This window comes from Pseudomonas sp. 58 R 12, from assembly GCF_900005865.1.
GTDB lineage: Bacteria > Pseudomonadota > Gammaproteobacteria > Pseudomonadales > Pseudomonadaceae > Aquipseudomonas > Aquipseudomonas tritici.
The window spans coordinates 866,988-886,040 of sequence record NZ_CVTP01000028.1; the positions used below are offsets into that span (position 1 = coordinate 866,988).

23 protein-coding genes and 1 pseudogene are annotated in these 19,053 nt (G+C 58.0%); 7 read left to right on the plus strand and 17 right to left on the minus strand.

The window, feature by feature from the left end; all coding sequences use genetic code 11:
* The first annotated feature begins 23 nt into the window (after positions 1–23).
* Together BFP95_RS28410 and BFP95_RS28415 are read left to right on the plus strand one after the other, a co-directional pair.
* Positions 24–1,238, plus strand: coding sequence for a TPM domain-containing protein (locus BFP95_RS28410; RefSeq protein ID WP_065911037.1), 1,215 nt, complete (start codon positions 24–26; stop codon positions 1,236–1,238).
* A gap of 89 nt (positions 1,239–1,327) precedes the next feature.
* On the plus strand, positions 1,328–1,879 hold the full coding sequence (locus BFP95_RS28415; RefSeq protein ID WP_065872179.1) for a hypothetical protein: 552 nt from the start codon (positions 1,328–1,330) through the stop codon (positions 1,877–1,879).
* A gap of 15 nt (positions 1,880–1,894) precedes the next feature.
* Here the strand turns inward: BFP95_RS28415 and BFP95_RS28420 are convergent, their stop codons facing one another.
* From BFP95_RS28420 to BFP95_RS28435, 4 genes are all read right to left on the minus strand, one after another.
* On the minus strand, positions 1,895–2,320 hold the full coding sequence (locus BFP95_RS28420; RefSeq protein ID WP_065872180.1) for a GNAT family N-acetyltransferase: 426 nt from the start codon (positions 2,318–2,320) through the stop codon (positions 1,895–1,897).
* The gene (locus tag BFP95_RS28425; RefSeq protein WP_065872181.1) at positions 2,317–2,814 is read right to left on the minus strand and encodes a GNAT family N-acetyltransferase; all 498 of its coding nucleotides are present in this window, start codon (positions 2,812–2,814) and stop codon (positions 2,317–2,319) included. Before BFP95_RS28425 ends, BFP95_RS28420 begins: the two co-directional genes overlap by 4 nt.
* A 790-nt stretch (positions 2,815–3,604) precedes the next feature.
* Positions 3,605–4,165 carry a hypothetical protein gene (locus tag BFP95_RS28430; protein ID WP_065872182.1) on the minus strand — a complete coding sequence of 187 codons (561 nt, stop codon included), beginning with the start codon at positions 4,163–4,165 and terminating at the stop codon, positions 3,605–3,607.
* A gap of 395 nt (positions 4,166–4,560) precedes the next feature.
* Positions 4,561–4,800 (minus strand): DUF7660 family protein, encoded by a 240-nt coding sequence (locus BFP95_RS28435; RefSeq protein WP_065872183.1) that lies wholly within the window; start codon positions 4,798–4,800, stop codon positions 4,561–4,563.
* Between the two features lie 167 nt (positions 4,801–4,967).
* On the opposite strand from BFP95_RS28435, the gene BFP95_RS28440 reads away from it, so the two are divergent.
* Positions 4,968–5,336, plus strand: a complete 369-nt coding sequence (locus tag BFP95_RS28440) for a hypothetical protein (RefSeq protein ID WP_065872184.1) — start codon at positions 4,968–4,970, stop codon at positions 5,334–5,336.
* A 687-nt stretch (positions 5,337–6,023) separates the two neighbouring features.
* Here BFP95_RS28440 and BFP95_RS28445 read toward each other — a convergent pair.
* The 6 genes from BFP95_RS28445 to BFP95_RS28470 form a co-directional block, all read right to left on the minus strand.
* Entirely contained in the window at positions 6,024–6,434 is a 411-nt protein-coding gene (locus BFP95_RS28445) for a hypothetical protein (protein ID WP_065911038.1), read from the minus strand.
* Positions 6,435–6,618: 184 nt separating this feature from the next.
* Positions 6,619–7,032 carry a hypothetical protein gene (locus BFP95_RS28450; RefSeq protein WP_065872186.1) on the minus strand — a complete coding sequence of 138 codons (414 nt, stop codon included), beginning with the start codon at positions 7,030–7,032 and terminating at the stop codon, positions 6,619–6,621.
* Between the two features lie 210 nt (positions 7,033–7,242).
* Positions 7,243–7,974: a hypothetical protein gene (locus BFP95_RS28455; RefSeq protein ID WP_065872187.1), complete on the minus strand. Its 732-nt coding sequence runs from the start codon at positions 7,972–7,974 to the stop codon at positions 7,243–7,245.
* A 576-nt stretch (positions 7,975–8,550) separates the two neighbouring features.
* Positions 8,551–9,300: a substrate-binding periplasmic protein gene (locus tag BFP95_RS28460; protein ID WP_065911064.1), complete on the minus strand. Its 750-nt coding sequence runs from the start codon at positions 9,298–9,300 to the stop codon at positions 8,551–8,553.
* A 273-nt stretch (positions 9,301–9,573) separates the two neighbouring features.
* Positions 9,574–9,975: a hypothetical protein gene (locus BFP95_RS28465; protein ID WP_065890820.1), complete on the minus strand. Its 402-nt coding sequence runs from the start codon at positions 9,973–9,975 to the stop codon at positions 9,574–9,576.
* A 94-nt stretch (positions 9,976–10,069) separates the two neighbouring features.
* Positions 10,070–10,273 (minus strand): hypothetical protein, encoded by a 204-nt coding sequence (locus BFP95_RS28470; RefSeq protein WP_175403059.1) that lies wholly within the window; start codon positions 10,271–10,273, stop codon positions 10,070–10,072.
* A 217-nt stretch (positions 10,274–10,490) separates the two neighbouring features.
* Between BFP95_RS28470 and BFP95_RS28475 the strand changes: the two genes are divergently transcribed.
* A complete protein-coding gene (locus BFP95_RS28475; RefSeq protein WP_065872237.1) occupies positions 10,491–10,787 on the plus strand; it encodes a DUF3144 domain-containing protein in 297 nt (98 codons plus the stop codon).
* 232 nt (positions 10,788–11,019) lie between these two features.
* On the opposite strand, the gene BFP95_RS28480 is transcribed toward BFP95_RS28475, so the two are convergent.
* The 3 genes and pseudogenes from BFP95_RS28480 to BFP95_RS28490 form a co-directional block, all read right to left on the minus strand.
* Positions 11,020–12,435 carry a purine-cytosine permease family protein gene (locus tag BFP95_RS28480; protein ID WP_065911039.1) on the minus strand — a complete coding sequence of 472 codons (1,416 nt, stop codon included), beginning with the start codon at positions 12,433–12,435 and terminating at the stop codon, positions 11,020–11,022.
* Positions 12,423–13,253 (minus strand): annotated as a pseudogene (locus tag BFP95_RS28485) (flavin-containing monooxygenase); the annotation flags it as partial. The gene BFP95_RS28480 and the pseudogene BFP95_RS28485, both read right to left, overlap by 13 nt.
* A gap of 96 nt (positions 13,254–13,349) precedes the next feature.
* Positions 13,350–13,952, minus strand: coding sequence for a LuxR C-terminal-related transcriptional regulator (locus BFP95_RS28490; RefSeq protein ID WP_065911040.1), 603 nt, complete (start codon positions 13,950–13,952; stop codon positions 13,350–13,352).
* A gap of 116 nt (positions 13,953–14,068) precedes the next feature.
* Here BFP95_RS28490 and BFP95_RS28495 point away from each other — a divergent pair, with 116 nt between their 5' ends.
* Entirely contained in the window at positions 14,069–15,682 is a 1,614-nt protein-coding gene (locus BFP95_RS28495) for an ATP-binding response regulator (RefSeq protein ID WP_065882023.1), read from the plus strand.
* Here the strand turns inward: BFP95_RS28495 and BFP95_RS28500 are convergent.
* Complete coding sequence (locus BFP95_RS28500) at positions 15,672–16,007, minus strand: hypothetical protein (RefSeq protein WP_049712816.1); 336 nt, start codon at positions 16,005–16,007, stop codon at positions 15,672–15,674. The two genes, BFP95_RS28495 and BFP95_RS28500, sit on opposite strands and share 11 nt — an antisense overlap.
* 175 nt (positions 16,008–16,182) lie before the next feature.
* Here BFP95_RS28500 and BFP95_RS28505 point away from each other — a divergent pair, with 175 nt between their 5' ends.
* On the plus strand, positions 16,183–16,653 hold the full coding sequence (locus tag BFP95_RS28505; protein ID WP_065882024.1) for a GNAT family N-acetyltransferase: 471 nt from the start codon (positions 16,183–16,185) through the stop codon (positions 16,651–16,653).
* A gap of 301 nt (positions 16,654–16,954) precedes the next feature.
* On the opposite strand, the gene BFP95_RS28510 is transcribed toward BFP95_RS28505, so the two are convergent.
* On the minus strand, positions 16,955–17,443 hold the full coding sequence (locus BFP95_RS28510) for an HIT family protein (protein ID WP_065911041.1): 489 nt from the start codon (positions 17,441–17,443) through the stop codon (positions 16,955–16,957).
* A 124-nt stretch (positions 17,444–17,567) separates the two neighbouring features.
* Between BFP95_RS28510 and BFP95_RS28515 the strand changes: the two genes are divergently transcribed.
* Positions 17,568–17,897 (plus strand): DHCW motif cupin fold protein, encoded by a 330-nt coding sequence (locus BFP95_RS28515; protein WP_065911042.1) that lies wholly within the window; start codon positions 17,568–17,570, stop codon positions 17,895–17,897.
* A 48-nt stretch (positions 17,898–17,945) separates the two neighbouring features.
* On the opposite strand, the gene BFP95_RS28520 is transcribed toward BFP95_RS28515, so the two are convergent.
* Complete coding sequence (locus BFP95_RS28520) at positions 17,946–18,428, minus strand: copper chaperone PCu(A)C (protein WP_065911043.1); 483 nt, start codon at positions 18,426–18,428, stop codon at positions 17,946–17,948.
* Positions 18,428–19,036: an SCO family protein gene (locus BFP95_RS28525; protein WP_049712821.1), complete on the minus strand. Its 609-nt coding sequence runs from the start codon at positions 19,034–19,036 to the stop codon at positions 18,428–18,430. Before BFP95_RS28525 ends, BFP95_RS28520 begins: the two co-directional genes overlap by 1 nt.
* Between the last annotated feature and the right edge of the window lie 17 nt (positions 19,037–19,053).

The following is a 19,053-nucleotide window of genomic DNA, read 5'->3' on the forward strand; positions in this document are numbered from 1 at the left end:
GAAGAAACTTCAGGTAACAAAACATGATGCGGTGTGTGCGGCAATCCGTCTTGAGTCTGCTGGTGCTGGTGATTGCCAGCCTGTTTGCCACCGCCCAGGGAGACACTTCGCCCATCGGCGTGGCCCTTGACCAGCGAGTGATCGACCTCACCAACACCCTCGATGCCATCACTACCACCCGTCTGAAAAAGCAACTTGCCGATCTGGAGCAGCGCAAAGGCTCGCAGGTTGCCGTGTTGCTGGTGCCCAGCACCGGCGGCGCGAGTATCGAGGATTTTTCCAACCAACTGTTCCGGGCCTGGAAGCTGGGGCGCAAGGGCGTTGACGACGGCATCCTACTGGTGGTGGCCAAGGACGACCGCAAAGTGCGCATCGAAGTGGGCTATGGCCTGGAAGGCACGGTCACCGATTTGCTGACGCATCAGATCATCGAAGCGCACATCAAGCCGGCGTTTGCTCAGGGGGATTTTGCAGGCGGTGTCTCCGAGGGCGTGAACGACCTGGTGGTGTTGGTGGACGGCGGCGACTTGCCCAAAATCGCGGAGCCAGGGATCAATCCCCAGTTCATTGGGATATTTCTCGCGTTTATCATCGGTGCCATTGGCGGTGTGCTGCTTGCCGCCGGCAAGCTGCATTGGCGCCGCGCCGTGATTGCCGCAGTGGCGGTCACCGGCCTGTTGGCGATTTTTTGCGGCGGCCGCGAATGGCCGATGTTCCTTATCGTAATGCCGCTGATCCTGCTGATCGGCGGCGCCGCGTTTGGCGCGTTGTGGCTGGCGCGCGGGGTGTTTTACGGCGTGACTGGGCTGCTGGCCTACACCCTTGGGTTGGTGGCGGTGGATCGTTGGTACGCAGACGTCAACTTCATCCACTGGCTGGGGTTTCCGGTGGGGGCGTTGGTGGTACTGGGCTTATACCTGATCCTGTTCGTGGTGTTGAGGGACGCCTGGAAGCAAAGCCGAGTGGGCTTTTTCGCGCGGCTGGCGGCTGCTGTGGCGGTCTATGTCGCGGCGGGGACGCTGATGGAACTCGGCCGTAATGGCTGGCTGTACGCGTTCCCCATTGCTTCGTTTGCGGCGCTGTTCATCTTTGGCAAGACCCGCGGTGGGGTGGGGTCGAGCTCGGACGACTCTTCAAGCTCAAGCTCCAGCAGTTCCAGCTCCAGCAGCAGCTCGAGCAGCAGCTCCTCTGGTGGCGGTGGTTCCAGCGGTGGCGGCGGAGCGTCCGGAAGCTGGTAGTAGCTACTGCAAATCGCCAGTGGCATTCACCTCAAGATATTCGCGATGATGTCGATAGGATCTCATCGCTCACAAGGACAGTCCTCCCGATGAAACTGCTGAAACTCGCCGCCGTATTGACCCTTCCACTGCTCGGCGCCTGCTCCGACTACCACTACAAAAACTACCAGGGCGACTGGGCCCCGGAAAAACTTCACCCCGTCGACCTCTCCAACAACGCGCCGGACGCCGTGCTGGTGTACTTCGACACCTGGCGCGAGCGCGAGCTGGGCGTGCCGTTCCACCGCCTGGTATTGGCCGTCGAAGTAGATGGCCAGCCGCTGCCCGGGGCAGGGCGTCGTTCGATCCTGGACGTCAGCGGCGAGCAAGCCCTCAAACTCACGCCGGGCAAGCACTCGCTGCGCTGGTGCAACGTGTCGATGAATGCTCTGGGCACCGGTGGCGCGTTCTGCAACAAAGGCGCGGACGACGTCGACTTCAAAGCCGGCCAGCGTTACATGGTGACCTACCGCCTGACGGCCAGCACCAAAGGTATCGGGCCTGTGGGGCCGCACTACAGCACTGAATACCGCACCTATTCGAGCATCCGGAACCTGGACACCCAGGAAGTGATTTTCCCATTGCCGGGTGAGGAAGAATGACCCCGCCGGTGCGCGTCACAACACCTTAGACAAAAACACCCGGCTGCTGCCCTGCGGTTCGCACGGTATCTCGCCGAACCGCACCCAGCCACGCCTCTCGTAAAACCCCGGCGCCTGGAAACTCAGGGTATACAACACCGCGTTAGCACAACCCCGGCGCCGGGCCTCATCTTCAAAGGCTTGCAGCAACTGGCTGCCGAGCCCAGTGCCGCGCAGCGAATCGGGCAGGTGGAACAGGTCGAGGAAGGCCATGCCCAAGGTGGTCTTGCCGGTGATGCCGCCGAGGATTTGCTGGGTGTCGGGGTCCTTGATCAGCACCGTGAGCAAGCGCCGATCGTTGTAGCCGGTGATGGCTTCGTTGAAGGCCGCCAGGCCGCTGCCCAGGATGCGCTCGGCGTCGGGGTTGGGTTGGTCGCTGACCTCAATACGCGGCACGTTCATCCCTGGAGCGCCATGACCATCTCATGCCACGCCATCCCGCCGTGATCCGACGGCGAAGGTCGCACATAGCGATAGCCCATGCGCTCGTACAGCGGCACATGCCGTTCCTTGCACATCAAGTGAATCGTCTGCTTGCCCATCCCGCGCATGCGCTGCACAAACTCGGTCATCAACGCCGTGGAATACCCCTTGCCCTGATGCGCCGGGTCGACCACCACCGACATGATCACCACATTCGGCGCCTCGGCCGAATGCCCCACCAACTCCTTGAATGCCTCGTCCGACATCACCACATCGTGAGCGCAGCCGCAGTTGATAAAACCTACCACCTCGCCATCGGCTTCCAGGATCAGAAAGCCCTGCGGATATTGCGCAATGCGCGTGGCGATTTTTTCCAGGGTGGCGGCTTCGTCGCCTTCGTAGGCGGTGGTTTCAATCTCGAAGCAACGAGCGGCGTCAGCGGGGAGGGCGTTGCGGAAAGTGAGGGCGGGCATGGGGTGTCCTGGGGGTGTTGAGCGAAAGGCCACATCATAGGCATCACGCAAGATCACTGCCAGTCATGCTGCCGTCTTCGCGGCCTCGCTAAAGCTCGACGGCTCCCACAGGGGAACTGCATTGTCTGATTGTTCGGCGATCAAAATGTGGGGAACTGACGAGCTTTAGCGAGGCTGCGAAGGCGTACAGCTCGCGGGGTGCGCCAAGACAACATCCGGGCAAGGCCAGTAAATTGCGAACCGGAGTTGGGTAATGAAAGAGGGAGATGGATGTACATAGGTGAACTTGCCAAGTTGTCGGGGGGGCACTCCCAAAGCCATTCGTTTGTTTGAAGCTGGGAAAGTAGACTTTTGGCATTTCTTCCCGCTTTGACAATTTGCCGACGCGCGTTCACACGTTCTGGGCTTGCAAGTAGAGTTTGGAAATCATCTCTTCCCTTTTTTAAAGTAGGTGCAAATGGTGACTCCCTTCGTTCTTCAAGACTTTGATGTTGGATGGGTCGCCACCGACGCCGTCGGGCAGGTTGCGCTCTTCACTACGGGTGGCCCAGGGCCGGTCCCTGATTCCGCATTGCCCTCAGTCGAGAACTCCAATAAAAACGGGGTTAAAAACGGGGTCAGACCACCATTATTTGTGTCATTTTGGCATCGCTCCAGCCCCGGTCAACCTTCCTGTTATCGGAGTGCAAGCCCGACTCCACTTATACTGCCTGCCGCCGCAAGGTCAGGATGTCAGCTCGGGTCGGCATCTGCCCGTCATGATAGACGTCTGTCGGCCAAAAGCAGCCTCTCAACGCGTCGCACATTGACCTCTGCGAAGAAAATCTTTAAGCACCGCCTGATAGAGCGTCAATGGCTGATTGCCCGTATTGAAGAGTGCAAACGGAATCATCGTGAGATGTGAAAACGACGTGGAGTTTATCGAGTAGGTTTTCTGCCTGCAAAAGCGCTGGTCCTTATTCAATATAAAATCAAACTTGAAAAGGTTTGTCCGCGTACACCAACTGGGGATCAAACCCAGACTCAGGCCCGTCAAGTAATCTTGTCCGCAAGCGCCGTCAGATGAGAACTCCGAGATCTTTATTTCTAATGCCGGCAGACTCGGGGCGGCAAGGCTGGAGTTCTTATCCTGTGCATCGGGAATAACGTTGAGTGTCGCTGCGTATGCGTCCTTGCCGAAGCGACTGTCTTTCCATGGGGAGTTTATTGCGTAACTGAAGCTGGAGATGATTTCTTGTGTTTCGGGTTCAACGGGTTCGTTGATTGTCGGCTGGGACGAATAAGATGTGCAGCCGCAACAGAGTATCGCAATGCTGACAAACACAAACCCGTTGGCTATTAAGCGACGCATACTCAGTTTTCCCTAACTATCAATTAGCCAACATACCTGTCACTTAACGCCGTATAGCATCTTATCTACACGCCGGACGGCTGAATCAGCATAACAGGGCAGACTGTACGCGCGACACTTCGGGAGAGAGAAAAGGCCGCCGCCATGCTTTCTTTACCCCAACCCAGTGCGAACCCGCGAACGTTGAAGGCAAACGCTGAACGACAACACCTGCCCAAGCTGTCCAGCGGCTCTTATTGGCCGGTTGTTGCCGGTAGCCACCGGCGACATTGACCCGATGCAGCCAGTGACAATTGGCAGTGATCGACCAGAATCGGTTGATCGTGAGGTGGATCCGAGCCCGTTCCGCTACGCGTTAGACGCAACGCTTAAAGCGAATAAACACTTCACCCGTTTTACTCGTAGATTTTTCCGCAGTACAAAAAATTAGCGAATTGCCCCCATGGGTTGGAGCCTTGAAGCCCCTGATCGACGCCAAAATTACTGGCCTCGGCCCATGCAATAGCTCCGTCTAGGAAAGCTTCTATAGTCCCGTTTTCCCAGTCGTCATTCGATTTGTCTGCCGCTAGGGCGTGGGCAAAAGCCAGAAAGGTCGCGGCGTCCTTGACCTGATCCAATTGCTCATGAAGCTCCATGGGTTTCTCCGCTCAACGTCATAAATAGCTCGTCGGATTATCCATCGAGCGACTAATGTCTGCTATGGGGCCAGGCCATGTGAAAACATTGCCGATGAATCCAAATAGCATTAGACAAACAACCTCAGGTCTTTCACATTCCATCTAAAGCGGGTCAGGAAAAAGACATGCCTTCACGTTTGGCATCCAGCTACCCAGATGTTCAACATGCATTGGACGCGATTATTCCAAGCAAAAAATTGGACGTGGCTACGCGTATTGCCCTATGGGCGGCGAGTGACGCAGGGCTAGATCCAGCCGAAATTATGGTCACGCTGTCAAAGCTAGATCCAGTGCTTTTTGACAACCTTTGTTCTGAGATGGAGATGCAGTATTTCAGACTCTTCGAGCGCGGAGATGAAATGCACCTATCGTTTTTCTGTAAGGGTCGAGCCTATAGCGCCAGCGCTTGGCTGGCTCGTGAGGCACCCTGCGAAGCAATTTACGAGTCAATCTTTGCCACAGAGAAACCACTTGTGATTGCTGATTTTTTGTAGGTGAAAGAACCTCCAATACGACATCTACTTAGCGCTGAGACTGCAACTTTCGGGGCTTCACCCAGTGAAGTCTGATGATGGGCAATTTAAAAACTGATGACACGCCGCTATCGACCAAGAGGCGTCCCGCAGAGCCGTCCGCTTTGGGGCGACTCCCTCCCATTGTGACCGGCAGAGGTCGGCCAAAGTGGTCCCGCGAACTATGCCAGCATGTGAAGCATGTCCATGAACATCGGACCTGAGAGATCACGTATCTCTCCGTCGTCAGCAACCAAGCAACCTACAGATCCAGCGAATGACTCTTGGTCATGCGCTGGGATGTCCAAGCTGCAAATGATCCTGTAGCGGAACAGCCAGCCGCAGGCGACGCGACCGCACAGTTCTACCGTTTGATGATAGCCATCAACGGACAGGGGCCAGGCACCGTGGGCCTGCGCAAGGTTATATGCTGTACTGCTGCCGGTAGATTCGCGCTGGGAAAATTCGTTGTTCATACGCACTGGAAATGGCTGGAATGGCAGTCGATTATCTACTTGTTTGGTTTGAATGTCTGGGCATCCGCTTTGGGTCGATTACGGCCCTCGCGACAGGTCGTAATCGACCCAAAGGGGACACGAGTTGCCGGAAGAAATCGGCGCAAAAGCAGCTTCCGATCAACAATCGAATCTCAGCTTCTGTGATTCACACCTACAAGCCGCATAGGAGTTCGCGCCTCACCTGAAGAGCAATTGCTGCGAAGCCCTTTCCAGTACCGCGCTTGTGGGGCGCGTAGTCCTGATTAGCAGAAACATCCTCCCATTGACTCACCGATTCCACGTACCTATGAGTGTCATCGGTATCAATTTCAAACTCTATGAACCGCTCTGCGTGAGTGAGCAAAAGACCATAAAGGCTGGGCATACCGGGAAAGTCGACTTCAAGATCCAGTACTACGGTTTCTGACCATCTAATGCCTTTCGACTCGCCATAGTTTTTTAAGGCTAGGGGAATCCCTCTGGCCAACCAAGCTTTGGCGGTTACCATGAGTGTGTGGGCCACAAGAGCATTTTGCTCTTGCACGTTCAGTTGCCGCTTTTTTAACAGACGGCCAATGTCCACTTCAATCTCCTCAAAAATCGTCGCTTCCAGAATGACGATGACCTATCAAACGCGCAACGACTCAGGCGACTCCCATCTCCACGCTGCTATCCGGTCCGCGCGGGGCGTAGCGACGTCCCGATGTCTTTACCGAAAGACGTCTTTTGACCCACATCAGACGTCGAGGGCCCTAGTTATGTGCCGCTCAGCAAACGATTTCGCACCGTGCTTCAGCGGCCTGTATTCGTAATGTCAGACCAGACTCGAAGCGCATGACAAGGTGATGATCTGGTTGGATGTTATCTGTGAGGTAGAAGGTTTGTGTCTCAGCACCGGACTCCACCGCCCCAATCGAATGAAGAATATTACCGTCACTGTCAACCGGGTTTCCATCCCGGCCACTCGCTGAAAAGTAGTCAACCTCATGGAAGCTGATAGTAATCTTGCGTGCTTCTTCAGGCGGCACCCAAGCGTCACTCCGTCGAGTAAAGCTAAGTACAACCGACCGATCCACGATGTCGTAATTAATGCCGCTGGCTTGGTAGAAGTTATGCAGATCGTACGCACGGTCGTGAATCTCGACCTCGATATGCCCAAACACGAAACCATGGAATTGCATGGATTAGCCCTAATGATCTAACGGTAGGAGTGCATCGTACTGCATGGTCGCAATGGCCGCTTCTGGCCGACAGTAGCCGCTCATGACAGACCGCTTCCGGTCAATTTTCGAGCCTTGGCACCCCATTATCGGCCCCAATTTTTCGATGCTGATAATTGACTACTTTTCACCGAAAAATCCTCCTGGCTTAGGTCGAAGGCGTCGATACGACTACCACCGCTTCCACCACGCCTTCTGAGCAACCACCTTAGGCGCTAGCGAGACGATCTCAGAACCTGCAATCGTTATCGGAGCGACCTCCATACCTTCGAAGCTACCTAGGCCTAGAGGGGGTCTTTCTGCTTGTAGAAAGCGAGTGGTTTCTGCTGAAGCCACTGCATGAAGTAACGACGAAGGCGTTATATTCCGACTCAAGACGTGAATGCCACTCTCTGGGTCATGCAGACTACTCACGTCGGTGCCTTTAACGCCATCTATCAGAAGCGGCTGGATGATGACTGTCCCAAGCTCATAGGTGATATCCAGATCACCGCAAACGCAACGCAGCTTCTGCAGTTCACCATTCGACGATACACACACAAAATCCAGCCCGTCGTCATCCGTGCAAAAGCTGCAAACGGGTAATTGAAGGCTTTTACTTAGCGCTAAATTTACATTCAGGAAAGCTCTCTTGAAGTAGTCAGCGAGCTGAGCATCCTTAAGCACTTTGTATATTCGCGATAAAGCTGCCAATTCTTGAGGGAGCTCAAGTGGTACATCCTTGGTGGGTGGCATCGATGTAAAGGGCCATTTCCGTTCTTCGCCAGCCTTGAACGTGTCTAGGTAGAACGACGTGGCGCTTTCATCCTGGTGCAATGACCACCCAATACTCATCGGCAAAGTAGAAAGTGGCTTTAGCTCCGGCATCACATTCATCGCGTGAGCAACGACAAGGTACCCCATTGTTTAGATCCTTCAGGTACAGGGCTGAATCGCCCCAAGCATAGTCGATACTTGAGTGTGTGCTATTGGCCGATTCTGTTGAAAAAGTCGACCATGGTTTCCGCAGTAGAAAAGTATGCGTCCGAGCTTGAAATCTTTACTTTCGGCAGACATATACGGGCTCGGATTTCACATAGCAGCGTGAAAAAAACGCGTTTTAACCGGTCAGTGACCAGGCCGTTTGGGCGAACCGACTTTTTCAACACAATCGGCCGATAGCAGTCTTTAGGAAGTGCGGGCGCTGGACAAGCATGCGGGCACCACTATGGCCAAGCGACTTCGCAATGATCAGATCCGGTCCGTTGTTCCGAGCGTTACCAACGGCAGTGTCGACCTGAACCACTCGAGCACCTCTGACTGCTCACTTTGGTGAAGCATCATCTGCTCCGCAAGCTCCGTTGGCGTGGCCGGGTTAAGCCGTTCCCTTGTTCCAAGGCTGATGGCTGCATATTGCAAAAATGTTCATGACTTATCCTCCGCGTTGAGTGAGAGCAAGGCTGGATAAGTGCGAGGCGGGCTTGCGCTGGTTCCGCGCTGTCATTGCCCGATGGGTTGATTGTATCGATCCTGGATGCGCTCCAGCTCGCCCGAGTGGCGCAGTTGCTCTAGGGCGTGGGCCCAGGAGGCTACCAGTTCGTCGTCACAGTCGCGGCTGAAGGCGATGTACAGCGATGAGCGATAGAGCTCGATGGGAATCTGCCGCAGCGTGCCGGGGGCGATGTTCAACTGGCGGCTGTAGTAAGCCACTCCCGCATCGGTGTCGCCTATGATGATATCGGTGCGTCCGGCTAGCAGCATGCGATAGAGCTGCAGGCTCTCGGTTGCAGTTTTTTCCAGGTTGTTGAAGCCCCGCGACTGCAGAATCTCGGGTATCAGGCCGGCATGTCTCGTGGTAATTTTTGGGGCGTGCAGTAGCTGCTCCAAGGAATTCACCGGCTGCTGCGCATTGGCTAACTGATAGGGGTGAATGGACTCTTCCACGATCGGTCCGACCCACTTGTATAGCGGTTCGCGCTCTGCCGTGCGGAATAGTGAATACATGATGGTCTTGGGCCGGGTCTTCAATGCGCGGGCGCTTCGCATACTGGGCAGCAGCACCACCTCAAAGTCATCCCCGGTCCGCGCCATTATGGCTCGAACGATCTCCGTGGCCATGCCGGTGAGCTGATTGTTCTCCTGGTAGTTGTACGGCGCCCACTCTTCAGTAACGACCTGATACTGCTCGGCCCTGACGGGAGTGCCAAGTAATAGGCAGAGCAGCGCGGCAGTAAGTGTCGAATGTTTCACGTGTTCTGCCTGGTGGGCTGTGCGGTGATCAAGGGTGGATCTGATCAAAAGAGCGAAATTAGTATAGACCCTGACACGCGTCAAACGCCTGATCCAGTCCCGTAAACCGTCACCACGGCGATTGATACATACGAACCAGTACGCATGGCACAGGTTTCTCAAGAGCGTTTAGCGGATTGCCTCTTATCGGTATCGGTTGGGACATATAGTGACCGTCCGGTTCTGGCCGAACGCAGCCAATAGCAACTGCAGATTTCGACCAATCGCGCACGCTCAATCTCGCTTCTCAGACTCTCCTGATGCCACTGACAAGATCGCCCCATATGCGCCTTCCTCAGGGACATAGGAAACAAATCTGTCACTGGCATCCTTTTGCACCCAAAGGCGTCCACAGTTCTGGCATTCGTAGACATTCGACATGCGGTGAATGTAGATGCGGGCTATTCGGCCTTGCAGTTCGTCAGTAGCGCTGCTCCAGGGTGCGAACCCGCCAAATGCCTCAGCTATCGCAGCCTTGTCTCCGGATTCCGCAGCCTCTACCAGAGGTTTGAGTTCGCGGTGCACCTCATCCCAACATTCATTTTCTACCTCGTCGCGAAGCAGGCTCGCCTTATAGGGCAAGCTGTCGGTTTGATCGGTAATCACATGACCACACTTACAACCCAGTTTGCTCATTTGCGGTTCATCCCTAGTGTTCGATCACTTCGTTAAATGGCGGGCAACTCTTTGGCAAAATTTTCGACTTGGGCAGGGGTAATTCATTCAGCCCTTAGGCTTTCATCAGCCTGTAAAAGTCCTCCAGCGCCTCGCGAAATTCCGCCAGGGAAAAACTGATCGGGCGATTCTCGGCGTCCCATCGAGTGGTAATACCGACTTCCAGACCGTTGGATACGCTCAACCCAAAACGGCGCCAGTGCAGAGTCTCTCCGTCAATCACCTGTTCGGTCATCAGCACAAAGCAATCGAAGTCCATGTCATCGCCGCAGTGGGAACGCGCTTGAGTCCGCGCGAGTCGCCGAACAGGTTATCGCCAGGTTCAACGCTTGCTGAAGGGCACCCGCGTGGTGAGCGGCGAGTGCCAATAGCGGGCGTCAAACCTTGGCATTTTTTTGTTTACGTGTCGTAGCATAGCCGATGCGGGAAGTGTTCCAATTACGGAATTTCCGACAATGATAGATAGGTACCCAGCAATGCCAGATGCCACCGATGAAGCATTCTTTGATCGTGCAGACGCGCATATAAACCTGTCGAACGAGCAGCTTAGGGCGCTCGGAGACCTTGGAAAGGTTAGCGCGTCGATGATGTTTGGCACCACTCGATTCAATGCTTGGGTGAGCACTCGCAACTTCAAATCAGGCGAGGAAATGGCGCAGGCTCGCGAAGCGATGTTGAAGTATTTTTGTGAGCAGTACCGGATGATGCTTGAAGATAACCTCGACGACCATATCAACAACTTCAGCAAGTACATGACTGCGCAAGACGCCTGATTAATCTTGGTTACTCTCGGTGATTGACTGTTTTTTAGCAGTCGATCTCGATGGGCCACTATCGACCAGACGCATGCTGGCACACCTCGACGGTTAGATTGGCTGCCGCTTCACAACCTGGCGCGGGGCAAGCCCGCTCACTACAAAAAAGGCGATGCCCGGCCATCCCCTAAAATCAGAAAACCCGCCAAGGCGGGTTTTCTGACAGCTCAAGTCACAGCCGACGGATGTTTCAAATCCCGCCCACCAACTTGCCCCCCTCCATCCTGCGCTTATAAGCACTGTCCCGACTCGCCAACCAGAAATACAACGGCGACGTCACCACCAACCCCACCACCCACGACAAATCCGCCCCGTTGATGTGCTCCGAAATCGGCCCCACGTACAGCGGCGTGTTCATGAACGGAATCTGCACCGCAATCCCAATCCCATACGCCAACAAGGCCTGCGGGTTGTAGCGCCCGTAGATCCCGCCGTCCACGCGGAAGATCGAGGCAATGTCGTACTTGCCCTTATGGATCGCGTAGAAGTCGATCAGGTTGATCGCGGTCCACGGCACCAGTACCACGAGCAGCACCAGCACCATGTCGACGAGGTGGCCGATGAAGTCTTTGGAGGCGAATACCGCTGCAATCGCGCAGGCGGCCAGCACGATAATCGAGATCACTGCGCGGCTTTTCGCGGTGGGAATCCAGCGATAGGCAAAGGTCTGCACCAGGGTGATGATCGACAGCACTGCGCCGTACAGGTTGAGGGCGTTGTGGCTGATCACGCTGAGCAAGAACAGCACCAGCATCAATGGGCCGATGGCGCCGGTGGCGAGTTTGACGGCGTCCATGGTGTCCATGCCCACCGGGGTGGCGAGCACGGCGACGGCGCCGAAGATGAAGGACAGGCTGGAACCCAATGCCGAGCCGAGGTAGGTGGTCCAGAACGTGGACGCGACGGGTACGTCTGCCGGCAGGTAGCGGGAGTAGTCGGAGACGTAGGGCGCAAATGCGATTTGCCACAGCGCCGCCAATGACACGGTCGCCAGCCAGCCGGAGATGTTGAAGCTGCCGCGTGTCAGGAAGTCCGTGGTCTGCACGTGGGTGAAGATGTAGCCAAACCCGAGCACGATCCCGGCGCCCAGTACCCAGGTGCCGATGCGGTTGAGCACGTGGATAAAGCGGTAGCCGATGATGCCGATGATCCCGGAGCCGATGGCGCCGATCACGATGCCCACGGGTACGGGCACTGCGTCGACCACGCCGTGCAGGGATTTGCCGGCCAGCACGATGTTGGAGGCGAAGAAGCCGATGTACATGACGCCGGCGATGACCACCACCAGCAGTGCGCCGAGGGAGCCGAACTGGGCGCGGCTCTGGATCATTTGCGGGATGCCCATTTGCGGGCCCTGGGCCGAGTGCAGCGCCATCAGCACGCCGCCGACCAGGTGGCCGACAAGGATGGAGACGATACCCCAGATGAGGTTGAGGTGGAACAATTGCACACCCAGCGCACCGGTAACGATCGGCAGCGGCGCGATGTTCCCGCCGAACCACAGGGTGAACAGGTCTCTTACCTTTCCATGGCGATCTTCCGGGGGCACGTATCCAATCGTGTGTTTTTCGATAAGCGGGGCGGAGGATGTTGCAGTGGTAACCAGGTCATGCCTTGCTGGGCCAGTTCGCGGAAGTCGATGGTCTTGCCGCCGTGTGCGCCGCTGACCGCGATGGTCACGTGTTCACGGCCCGGTTTCATGGCTGCCTGATCCCACTCGCCCAGCACCCCCAGCCACCAGCAGAAGTCGCGGTTGCGATAGGCGCGGGGCGGGCGGTCATGGGCGCCAACTGACAGGTAGACCTGGCGGCCCGAGCGTTGCAATTCATCGGCGATCTGCACACCGGACGAGCCGGCACCCACCACCAGCACGGCGCCCGTTGGCAATTGTGCAGGGTTGCGATAGTCAGCGGAATGGATCTGGTGCAGTGCCGTGTCTTTGGGTGCGATGGCTGGGATCACTGGCGTCTGGAACGGCCCGGTCGCCGCCACCACGCGGTTGGCTTCGATCACACCGTCGCTGGTGTGCACGGTGAAACCGGGGCGGCCGACATTGCGTACAACGGAGGTTACGTTCACGCCGGTGCGGATCGGCGCATTGAACGTGCGTGCATAAGCCTCAAAGTAATCCGCTACGCGTTCTTTCGGCGCGAAGCCATCCGGGGCGACATCATCGAATACCAGGCCTGGAAACCGGTCATGCCAGGCCGGTCCGTTCGCCACCAGCGAATCCCAACGCCCGGTGCGCCAGCGCTCGGCGATGCGGCTGCGCTCCAGCACCAGGTGGGGCACGCCTTGCTTGCTCAAATGCTCGCTCATGGCCACGCCCGCTTGACCGGCGCCCACCACCAGGGTGTCTGTTTTTATTATTGCTTCAGTCATGTCTCTGTCCTTGCGTGATGCAGTTGGATTCAGCGTTGGCATGACTTCAAGGTAGGGGGAGGGGGGTTATAAATAAAATATTATTAAGCTGGGAATTGAGCATAAATATCGGATGCAACGAGGCGGGCCCGGCTGTGACTAGAACTCCCCGGAATACTTCACCGCCGCTGCTGCCCGCGAAGGCACATCCAGTGCGCGCAGCAGTGACGACACATGGATGCGCACGGTAAACGGCGAGATATCCAGGGCCTTGGCGATTTCCTTGTTGGTCTTGCCCTGGGCGATCAGGCGCAGCACGTCATGCTGGCGGGCGGTGAGGGTGTGGGTGTCGAGGGGCAACAAGCCTGAGGGCGCGAACTTGACCAGCACTTCGCCCTCGCGGATGGCCAGCAGCGCCTGGCCGATTTCGTCGGGGGCGATGTTCTCGCCGATAAAACCGTCTGCGCCCAAGGCCATCACCTGATCGATCAGCGCCGGGTCGTCCACCATCGACACTACGATCAACGTGGTGCGTCGCAGTTGCTGGCGCAGTTCTGCCAGCTGGCTCAGGCAGGTCAGGCCCGGAAAGCGCAGGTCGAGGATCAGGGTGTCGATCTCGCCGTCTTCACGGAGCAGCGCGTGTACCCGGTCCAGGTCGCCGGCCTCCTGCACCACGGCCTCGGGCAGCAGGCGCTGCACGGTGCGCAGCATGCCTTCGCGAAACATCGGATGGTCGTCGGCAATGATGATGCGACCGGTCATGAGGGTGCTCCTTCCTGGGGCAGGGTTGTGCTCTGGCATGCTACCTTACCACTGCGCCCGGGGCCTGCCTGTGGAGCGTGAAGGAATTGATGATTGCCGCACAAGGACGTAACCCCATGAGTCTTGAGACCAACTCCGAGCTCGACCAGGCCAACCTGCGCATCGTGGTGGCCGGTATCGCGATTGTCTACATCAGCATCCTCGGCTTTTTGCCTGGGCATTCGTTGGACACGTACCTGCCGGTAATCGTGTATATCGTCCTGTTCCTGCTGGCCTCCATCGTATTTCGCCAGGTGATCGCCCGATGGCCCGGGCATTACCCGGCGCGGCGGATCTTCGGCATGATCCAGGACTACACCGGCACCTCGTTCGGCATGGTGGTCGGCGGCGAGGCGGCACTGCCGCTGTATGCGGTGATGGTGTGGGTCAACCTCGGCAACGGCATGCGCTATGGCTCGCGTTACCTGGCGATTGCCACGGGCCTGGCGTTGCTGGCGCTGTTGATCGTGTACCGCCTCACGCCGGTGTGGCAGGCGCAACCATTCATGGTGCTGATGCTGATGACCACCAGCACGGTGATCCCGGTGTACGCGCATATCCTGCTGGAGCGCACGCGCAAGGCGTCCGAGCAAGCCATCGCCGCCAATCTGGAAAAATCGCGTTTCCTCGCCCAGGCCAGCCATGACCTGCGCCAGCCCATCCACTCCATCGGCCTGTTCACCGCCTGCCTGCGCGAAGCCCGGCTGGGCGATGAAGAGCGCCGACTGGTGGACAACATCGACCGCTCGCTGCTTAACGTGTCGCAGTTGTTCCGCTCGATTCTCGACCTCTACACCCTCGACAACGGCCGCTTGCTGCCCAAGTACCAGGCGGTGCACCTGGGCGAGTTTCTCGCCGACCTGGTGCGCCAGAACGCCGAGGCCGCACGTTGGGCCGGCGTGGAGTTGCGCCTGCGGCCTTGTGCGCATTGGGTGCTGGTCGATCCGGCGCTGTTGGCGACCATGGTGCAGAACGTGCTCTCCAATTGCTTCAAATACGGCGCGCAACGGCCGGTGCTGATCGGCGTGCGCATTCGCGACGGCGGCTTGGCAGTGGAGATTCATGATCGGGGGCGGGGGATTGCCGAGGAGCATCTGTCAAAGGTCTTCGAAGAGTTTTATCGGGTGCGCCACCTGCGTGACAAAGACGTCGAAGGCGTAGGCCTGGGGCTGTCCATCGTCAAGCGCCTGGGGCAGTTGATGAGCGTGCAAGTGAGCCTGCGTTCACGGGTCGGCCGTGGCACCTCGGTAAGCCTCTACGGCCTGACCCTGGCCACCGCGCCGCATGCAGCGGCACCTCGCGACGACACACGTCAGACCGGCCTGCTGACCGGCTTGAAGGTGTGCCTGGTGGAAGATGACTACAACGTATTGCTCGCCACCCAGGCGCTGTTGGAGCGTTGGGGCTGTGAGGTACAGGCTGAAACCTCGGGGCGCGACTTGGTCAGCGACTGCGACATCATCGTTGCCGACTACGACCTGGGAAACCACGCCACCGGTATCGAATGCATCGATGCCCTGCGCGAACAACGCGGCTGGGCAGTCCCGGCGCTGATCCTCACCGGGCACGACGTGGAGAAAATCCAGGCCGCGTTGCACGACCGTCAGATCGCGATTCTCTCCAAGCCGGTGCGCCCCGCTGAACTGCGCGGTGTTCTGCGGGACTTGAGCCAGGAGGCCGTTACTGAGTGAAGCCCTGCAATGCATTGCCGCGCGCACCTTTGGGTTGGCAGTAGGCTGCAGGCTTTATCAGGCCAAAGCTTCCTACCGCATGCAGCGCCCCGCCGACGCCGGTTGAGAGCACGCAGTTATAGTCGCCGGACGCGGTGCTGGCGATGTAATAGGTGGTCATGGAGTCACTGCGCACGTTAGCAATACGCTTTACCGGCTCGCCCAGGTTGGTTTCCGACAGCGTCTTGAGATGGTCTTCGGTGGGCTTGATGTTGCTGCAGCCGGCCACGCCAATGATCAAGGCGCCCAACAAGGTGAGGCGGGTAACGGAGGATTGCAGTTTCATGGTGATTCTTCCTTGGGGTTGTTAGGGCTTTTCCGGCGCGCAACAGGCCCACCCGCGATAAATGCGCGGTGCCAGAGGAGCGTTGGAAGTGCCGAGGAATATAGCGCCGCAAGGGGGAGGGGTCGATTAGCACAAGTGTGCTAGTGGCGCGATGATTTCATGGAGGGAGAGTGAAATGCTGGAGATAAAACGGGCTGCCCCGGAGGATGCCCAGGTGGCGTTCGACATCCGCTTGCAGGCCATCCGTAGCCAGTGCATCGGCGCCTATACGCGCGAGCAAATGATGCTGTGGACGCGGGGAAAGGCCGAGGATGGCTACGACGTGCTGATGGATAAACTGTTTTACCTGGGGTGTATACAGGGGGAGCCGGTTGCCACCGGGATGCTCGACCTGGACAACAACGAAGTAGGTGCGCTGTTTGTACTGCCCGAATTCACCGGGCGTGGATATGGCAAGGCAATGCTCGATCACCTCGAAAACGTTGCGCAGGAACGGGCGATTGAAACCGTGGTGCTGGATGCGACGTTGAACGCAGCGACATTCTATCGAGCCTGCGGCTACGTGGGGGACGAGCAGGCGATTTACCACTCGCCCTCGGGGTTAGCGTTAGCGTGTATTCCGATGACAAAACGACTGAGTGCCTGACTGAACACGGTTCAAGAGGTGGGAGCTGGCTTGCCTGCGATGGCGGTGTGTCAGGCGCTTAAAGTGTTGGCAGTGCCGCCGCCTTCGCAGCCTCGCCGGGGCTCGACAGCTCCCACAGTTGATCTGCGTCGCTGCTGCAATTGCGCCCGCAGCTATAACCGAAATCCAGCCAACACAGCAGATCCCCTGTGGGAGCTGCCGAGCTTTAGCGAGGCTGCGAAAGCGGAGTGTCAGGCGACGAAAATGCTGGCAGTGCCGCCGCCTTCGCAGTCTCGCCGGGACTCGACAGCGCCAACGTTCATCACGCCGACCGAAAGGCCGTGCGCAACCGCGCAATCACTGGGTAGATTGATTCCCCCTGGACCTGCGGCGGCGTAGTGCTCTCGCCAAATTCGCGCCACACAAACAGCGTCAGCTCGGCCCCGTCGGTCAGCGCCTGCGCGGGAGGCTGCGGGCCAAAACCCTGCAGAATCCGATATCGCTCATCCCGCCAAAACGCGTCCTCCACCCAGTCGTACACCGGGATGAAATGAAAATGCAGCGGGAATCCCGGCATGTGCCCATATCGGCTGATGTACAGCCATTTCGGCTTGAGCTGCGCCTCGATCACCCGCTGGGTCTTCGCGAGCAATCCGCCCAACTCGGCCAGCGCTGCGTCCGGCATATCCGCCAGGGAGTGGATTGGCGCTTTGGCACCCAGCATCAGGTACCCCGGCAGTGCCGAAGCCACGTGGTGGTTGAGGCGCCAGTGTTCGGTTTGGTGGAGGACGAAGGCAGGGTCGATCTGCATAAGCGTATCCATGGGAGCTGGACCGGTAGAATACCTGTATCCCACAAATGCGGTCGATCTGTGTCTATCGCACGCGGCACCCGGTGGATAGCCTCAAACGACTCCAACCACCACCGAGCCCACCATGGATCTCACCGCCGTCCCCTTTGGCACCACCGATTGGTCCACCCTCGAACCCAGTATCCACGCTGGCGTCACCGGCAGCGCCTTATGGCGTACCTGTCACTTTGGTACCACCCGGGTGCGCATGGTCGAGTACACGCCCGGCTACCTGGCGGATCACTGGTGCTGGCGCGGGCATGTGCTGTTGTGCATTGAAGGCGAGTTGCACACGGAGCTGGAAGATGGCCGCCAGTTCACCCTGACAGCTGGAATGAGTTACCAGGTGGGCAATGACATGGAAGGGCATCGCTCATCGACGGGCGTCGGGGCGAAGCTGTTTATCGTGGACTAAACCGTCATTCTCCGTAGGCGCGAGCAGGCCCGCGCCTACGGTCTTCCATCAATGCATCTTGCTGTGGTCCATATGGCCATGGTCCATGCCATCCAACCCACGCGCCTTGGCGTTGACGCCGACAACCTGCTTTTCGCCCTTGGCGTTTTTCACGGTGAGGGTCAGTGGCACCTGGTCGCCTTCCTTGATCTGGCCGGTCAGGCCCATCAGCATCACGTGGTAACCGTTGGGGTCGAGGGTCACGGCCTTGCCGGCGGGCAGCGCCACCGAATCCACCGGGCCCATGCGCATCACATCGTCCTTCATGCTCATCTCATGGATCTGCACGTCCTTGGCCACGGGCGAGGCCACGCTCAGCAGTTGGCTGTCGCTGTCGGCCGTGACGGTCATGAACGCACCGCTGGAAGGCTGGCCCGGCACGGTGGCGCGCACCCACGCGTCGGTCACTTGCACCTGGGCACTGGCGTGCGCTGCGAGGCCGAGCAGGGTCAGGCCGAACGTCAGGCGCTTGAGGTGTTGAACGGCAGTCATTAGCAGACCTCCATGACGGTGAGCAGGTCTTCTGCGCACTCTTTAGCGGTAAGGGATGCCTGCAGGCCCAGGCGCAGGTTGCCACGGGTGTCGAACACAAAGCTGGTGGCGGTGTGGGACAAGGTGTAGGTGTCGCCGGCGGGGATCTTTTCATAAAAGATGCCGAATTCCTTGGCGGCCACGGCAATTTCTTCCGGGGTGCCATACAGCGCTTCGAAGCTGGGGTCGAAGGCCTTGACGTACTTGTCGAGAATCTCGGGCGTGTCGCGTTCCGGGTCCAGGGTGATAAACACCACCTGCATGATTTCGCCGTCGCGGCCCATCAGCTTCTTGGCCTGGGCAGCACGCGCCAGGGTGGTCGGGCACACGGCCGGGCACTGGGTGAAACCAAAGAACACCACCGGCATCAGGCCACGGTACGAACTGAGGGTGACGGTTTCGCCGGCGGTGTTCTTGAGCTTGAAGGTGCGGCCCATGATCTTGTCGCTCAAGTCCTTGCCGTACTTGAAGTTCAGCTTGGGGCTGTAGTCACAGCCGCCCAGCAGGCTGCCCAGGCCCAGCAGGCCCATACCGGTCAGCACTTTGCGGCGGGTGAATAGCGTACTCATCAACGGTGCGTCCTGTG

Coding starts and splice junctions, on each gene's coding strand:
- BFP95_RS28410 (WP_065911037.1), top strand. CDS start 24: ATGATGCGGTGTGTGCGGCAATCCGTCTTGAGTCTGCTGGTGCTGGTG.
- BFP95_RS28415 (WP_065872179.1), top strand. CDS start 1,328: ATGAAACTGCTGAAACTCGCCGCCGTATTGACCCTTCCACTGCTCGGC.
- BFP95_RS28420 (WP_065872180.1), bottom strand. CDS start 2,320: ATGAACGTGCCGCGTATTGAGGTCAGCGACCAACCCAACCCCGACGCC.
- BFP95_RS28425 (WP_065872181.1), bottom strand. CDS start 2,814: ATGCCCGCCCTCACTTTCCGCAACGCCCTCCCCGCTGACGCCGCTCGT.
- BFP95_RS28430 (WP_065872182.1), bottom strand. CDS start 4,165: ATGCGTCGCTTAATAGCCAACGGGTTTGTGTTTGTCAGCATTGCGATA.
- BFP95_RS28435 (WP_065872183.1), bottom strand. CDS start 4,800: ATGGAGCTTCATGAGCAATTGGATCAGGTCAAGGACGCCGCGACCTTT.
- BFP95_RS28440 (WP_065872184.1), top strand. CDS start 4,968: ATGCCTTCACGTTTGGCATCCAGCTACCCAGATGTTCAACATGCATTG.
- BFP95_RS28450 (WP_065872186.1), bottom strand. CDS start 7,032: ATGCAATTCCATGGTTTCGTGTTTGGGCATATCGAGGTCGAGATTCAC.
- BFP95_RS28455 (WP_065872187.1), bottom strand. CDS start 7,974: ATGGGGTACCTTGTCGTTGCTCACGCGATGAATGTGATGCCGGAGCTA.
- BFP95_RS28465 (WP_065890820.1), bottom strand. CDS start 9,975: ATGAGCAAACTGGGTTGTAAGTGTGGTCATGTGATTACCGATCAAACC.
- BFP95_RS28470 (WP_175403059.1), bottom strand. CDS start 10,273: ATGGACTTCGATTGCTTTGTGCTGATGACCGAACAGGTGATTGACGGA.
- BFP95_RS28475 (WP_065872237.1), top strand. CDS start 10,491: ATGCCAGATGCCACCGATGAAGCATTCTTTGATCGTGCAGACGCGCAT.
- BFP95_RS28490 (WP_065911040.1), bottom strand. CDS start 13,952: ATGACCGGTCGCATCATCATTGCCGACGACCATCCGATGTTTCGCGAA.
- BFP95_RS28495 (WP_065882023.1), top strand. CDS start 14,069: ATGAGTCTTGAGACCAACTCCGAGCTCGACCAGGCCAACCTGCGCATC.
- BFP95_RS28500 (WP_049712816.1), bottom strand. CDS start 16,007: ATGAAACTGCAATCCTCCGTTACCCGCCTCACCTTGTTGGGCGCCTTG.
- BFP95_RS28505 (WP_065882024.1), top strand. CDS start 16,183: ATGCTGGAGATAAAACGGGCTGCCCCGGAGGATGCCCAGGTGGCGTTC.
- BFP95_RS28510 (WP_065911041.1), bottom strand. CDS start 17,443: ATGCAGATCGACCCTGCCTTCGTCCTCCACCAAACCGAACACTGGCGC.
- BFP95_RS28515 (WP_065911042.1), top strand. CDS start 17,568: ATGGATCTCACCGCCGTCCCCTTTGGCACCACCGATTGGTCCACCCTC.
- BFP95_RS28520 (WP_065911043.1), bottom strand. CDS start 18,428: ATGACTGCCGTTCAACACCTCAAGCGCCTGACGTTCGGCCTGACCCTG.
- BFP95_RS28525 (WP_049712821.1), bottom strand. CDS start 19,036: ATGAGTACGCTATTCACCCGCCGCAAAGTGCTGACCGGTATGGGCCTG.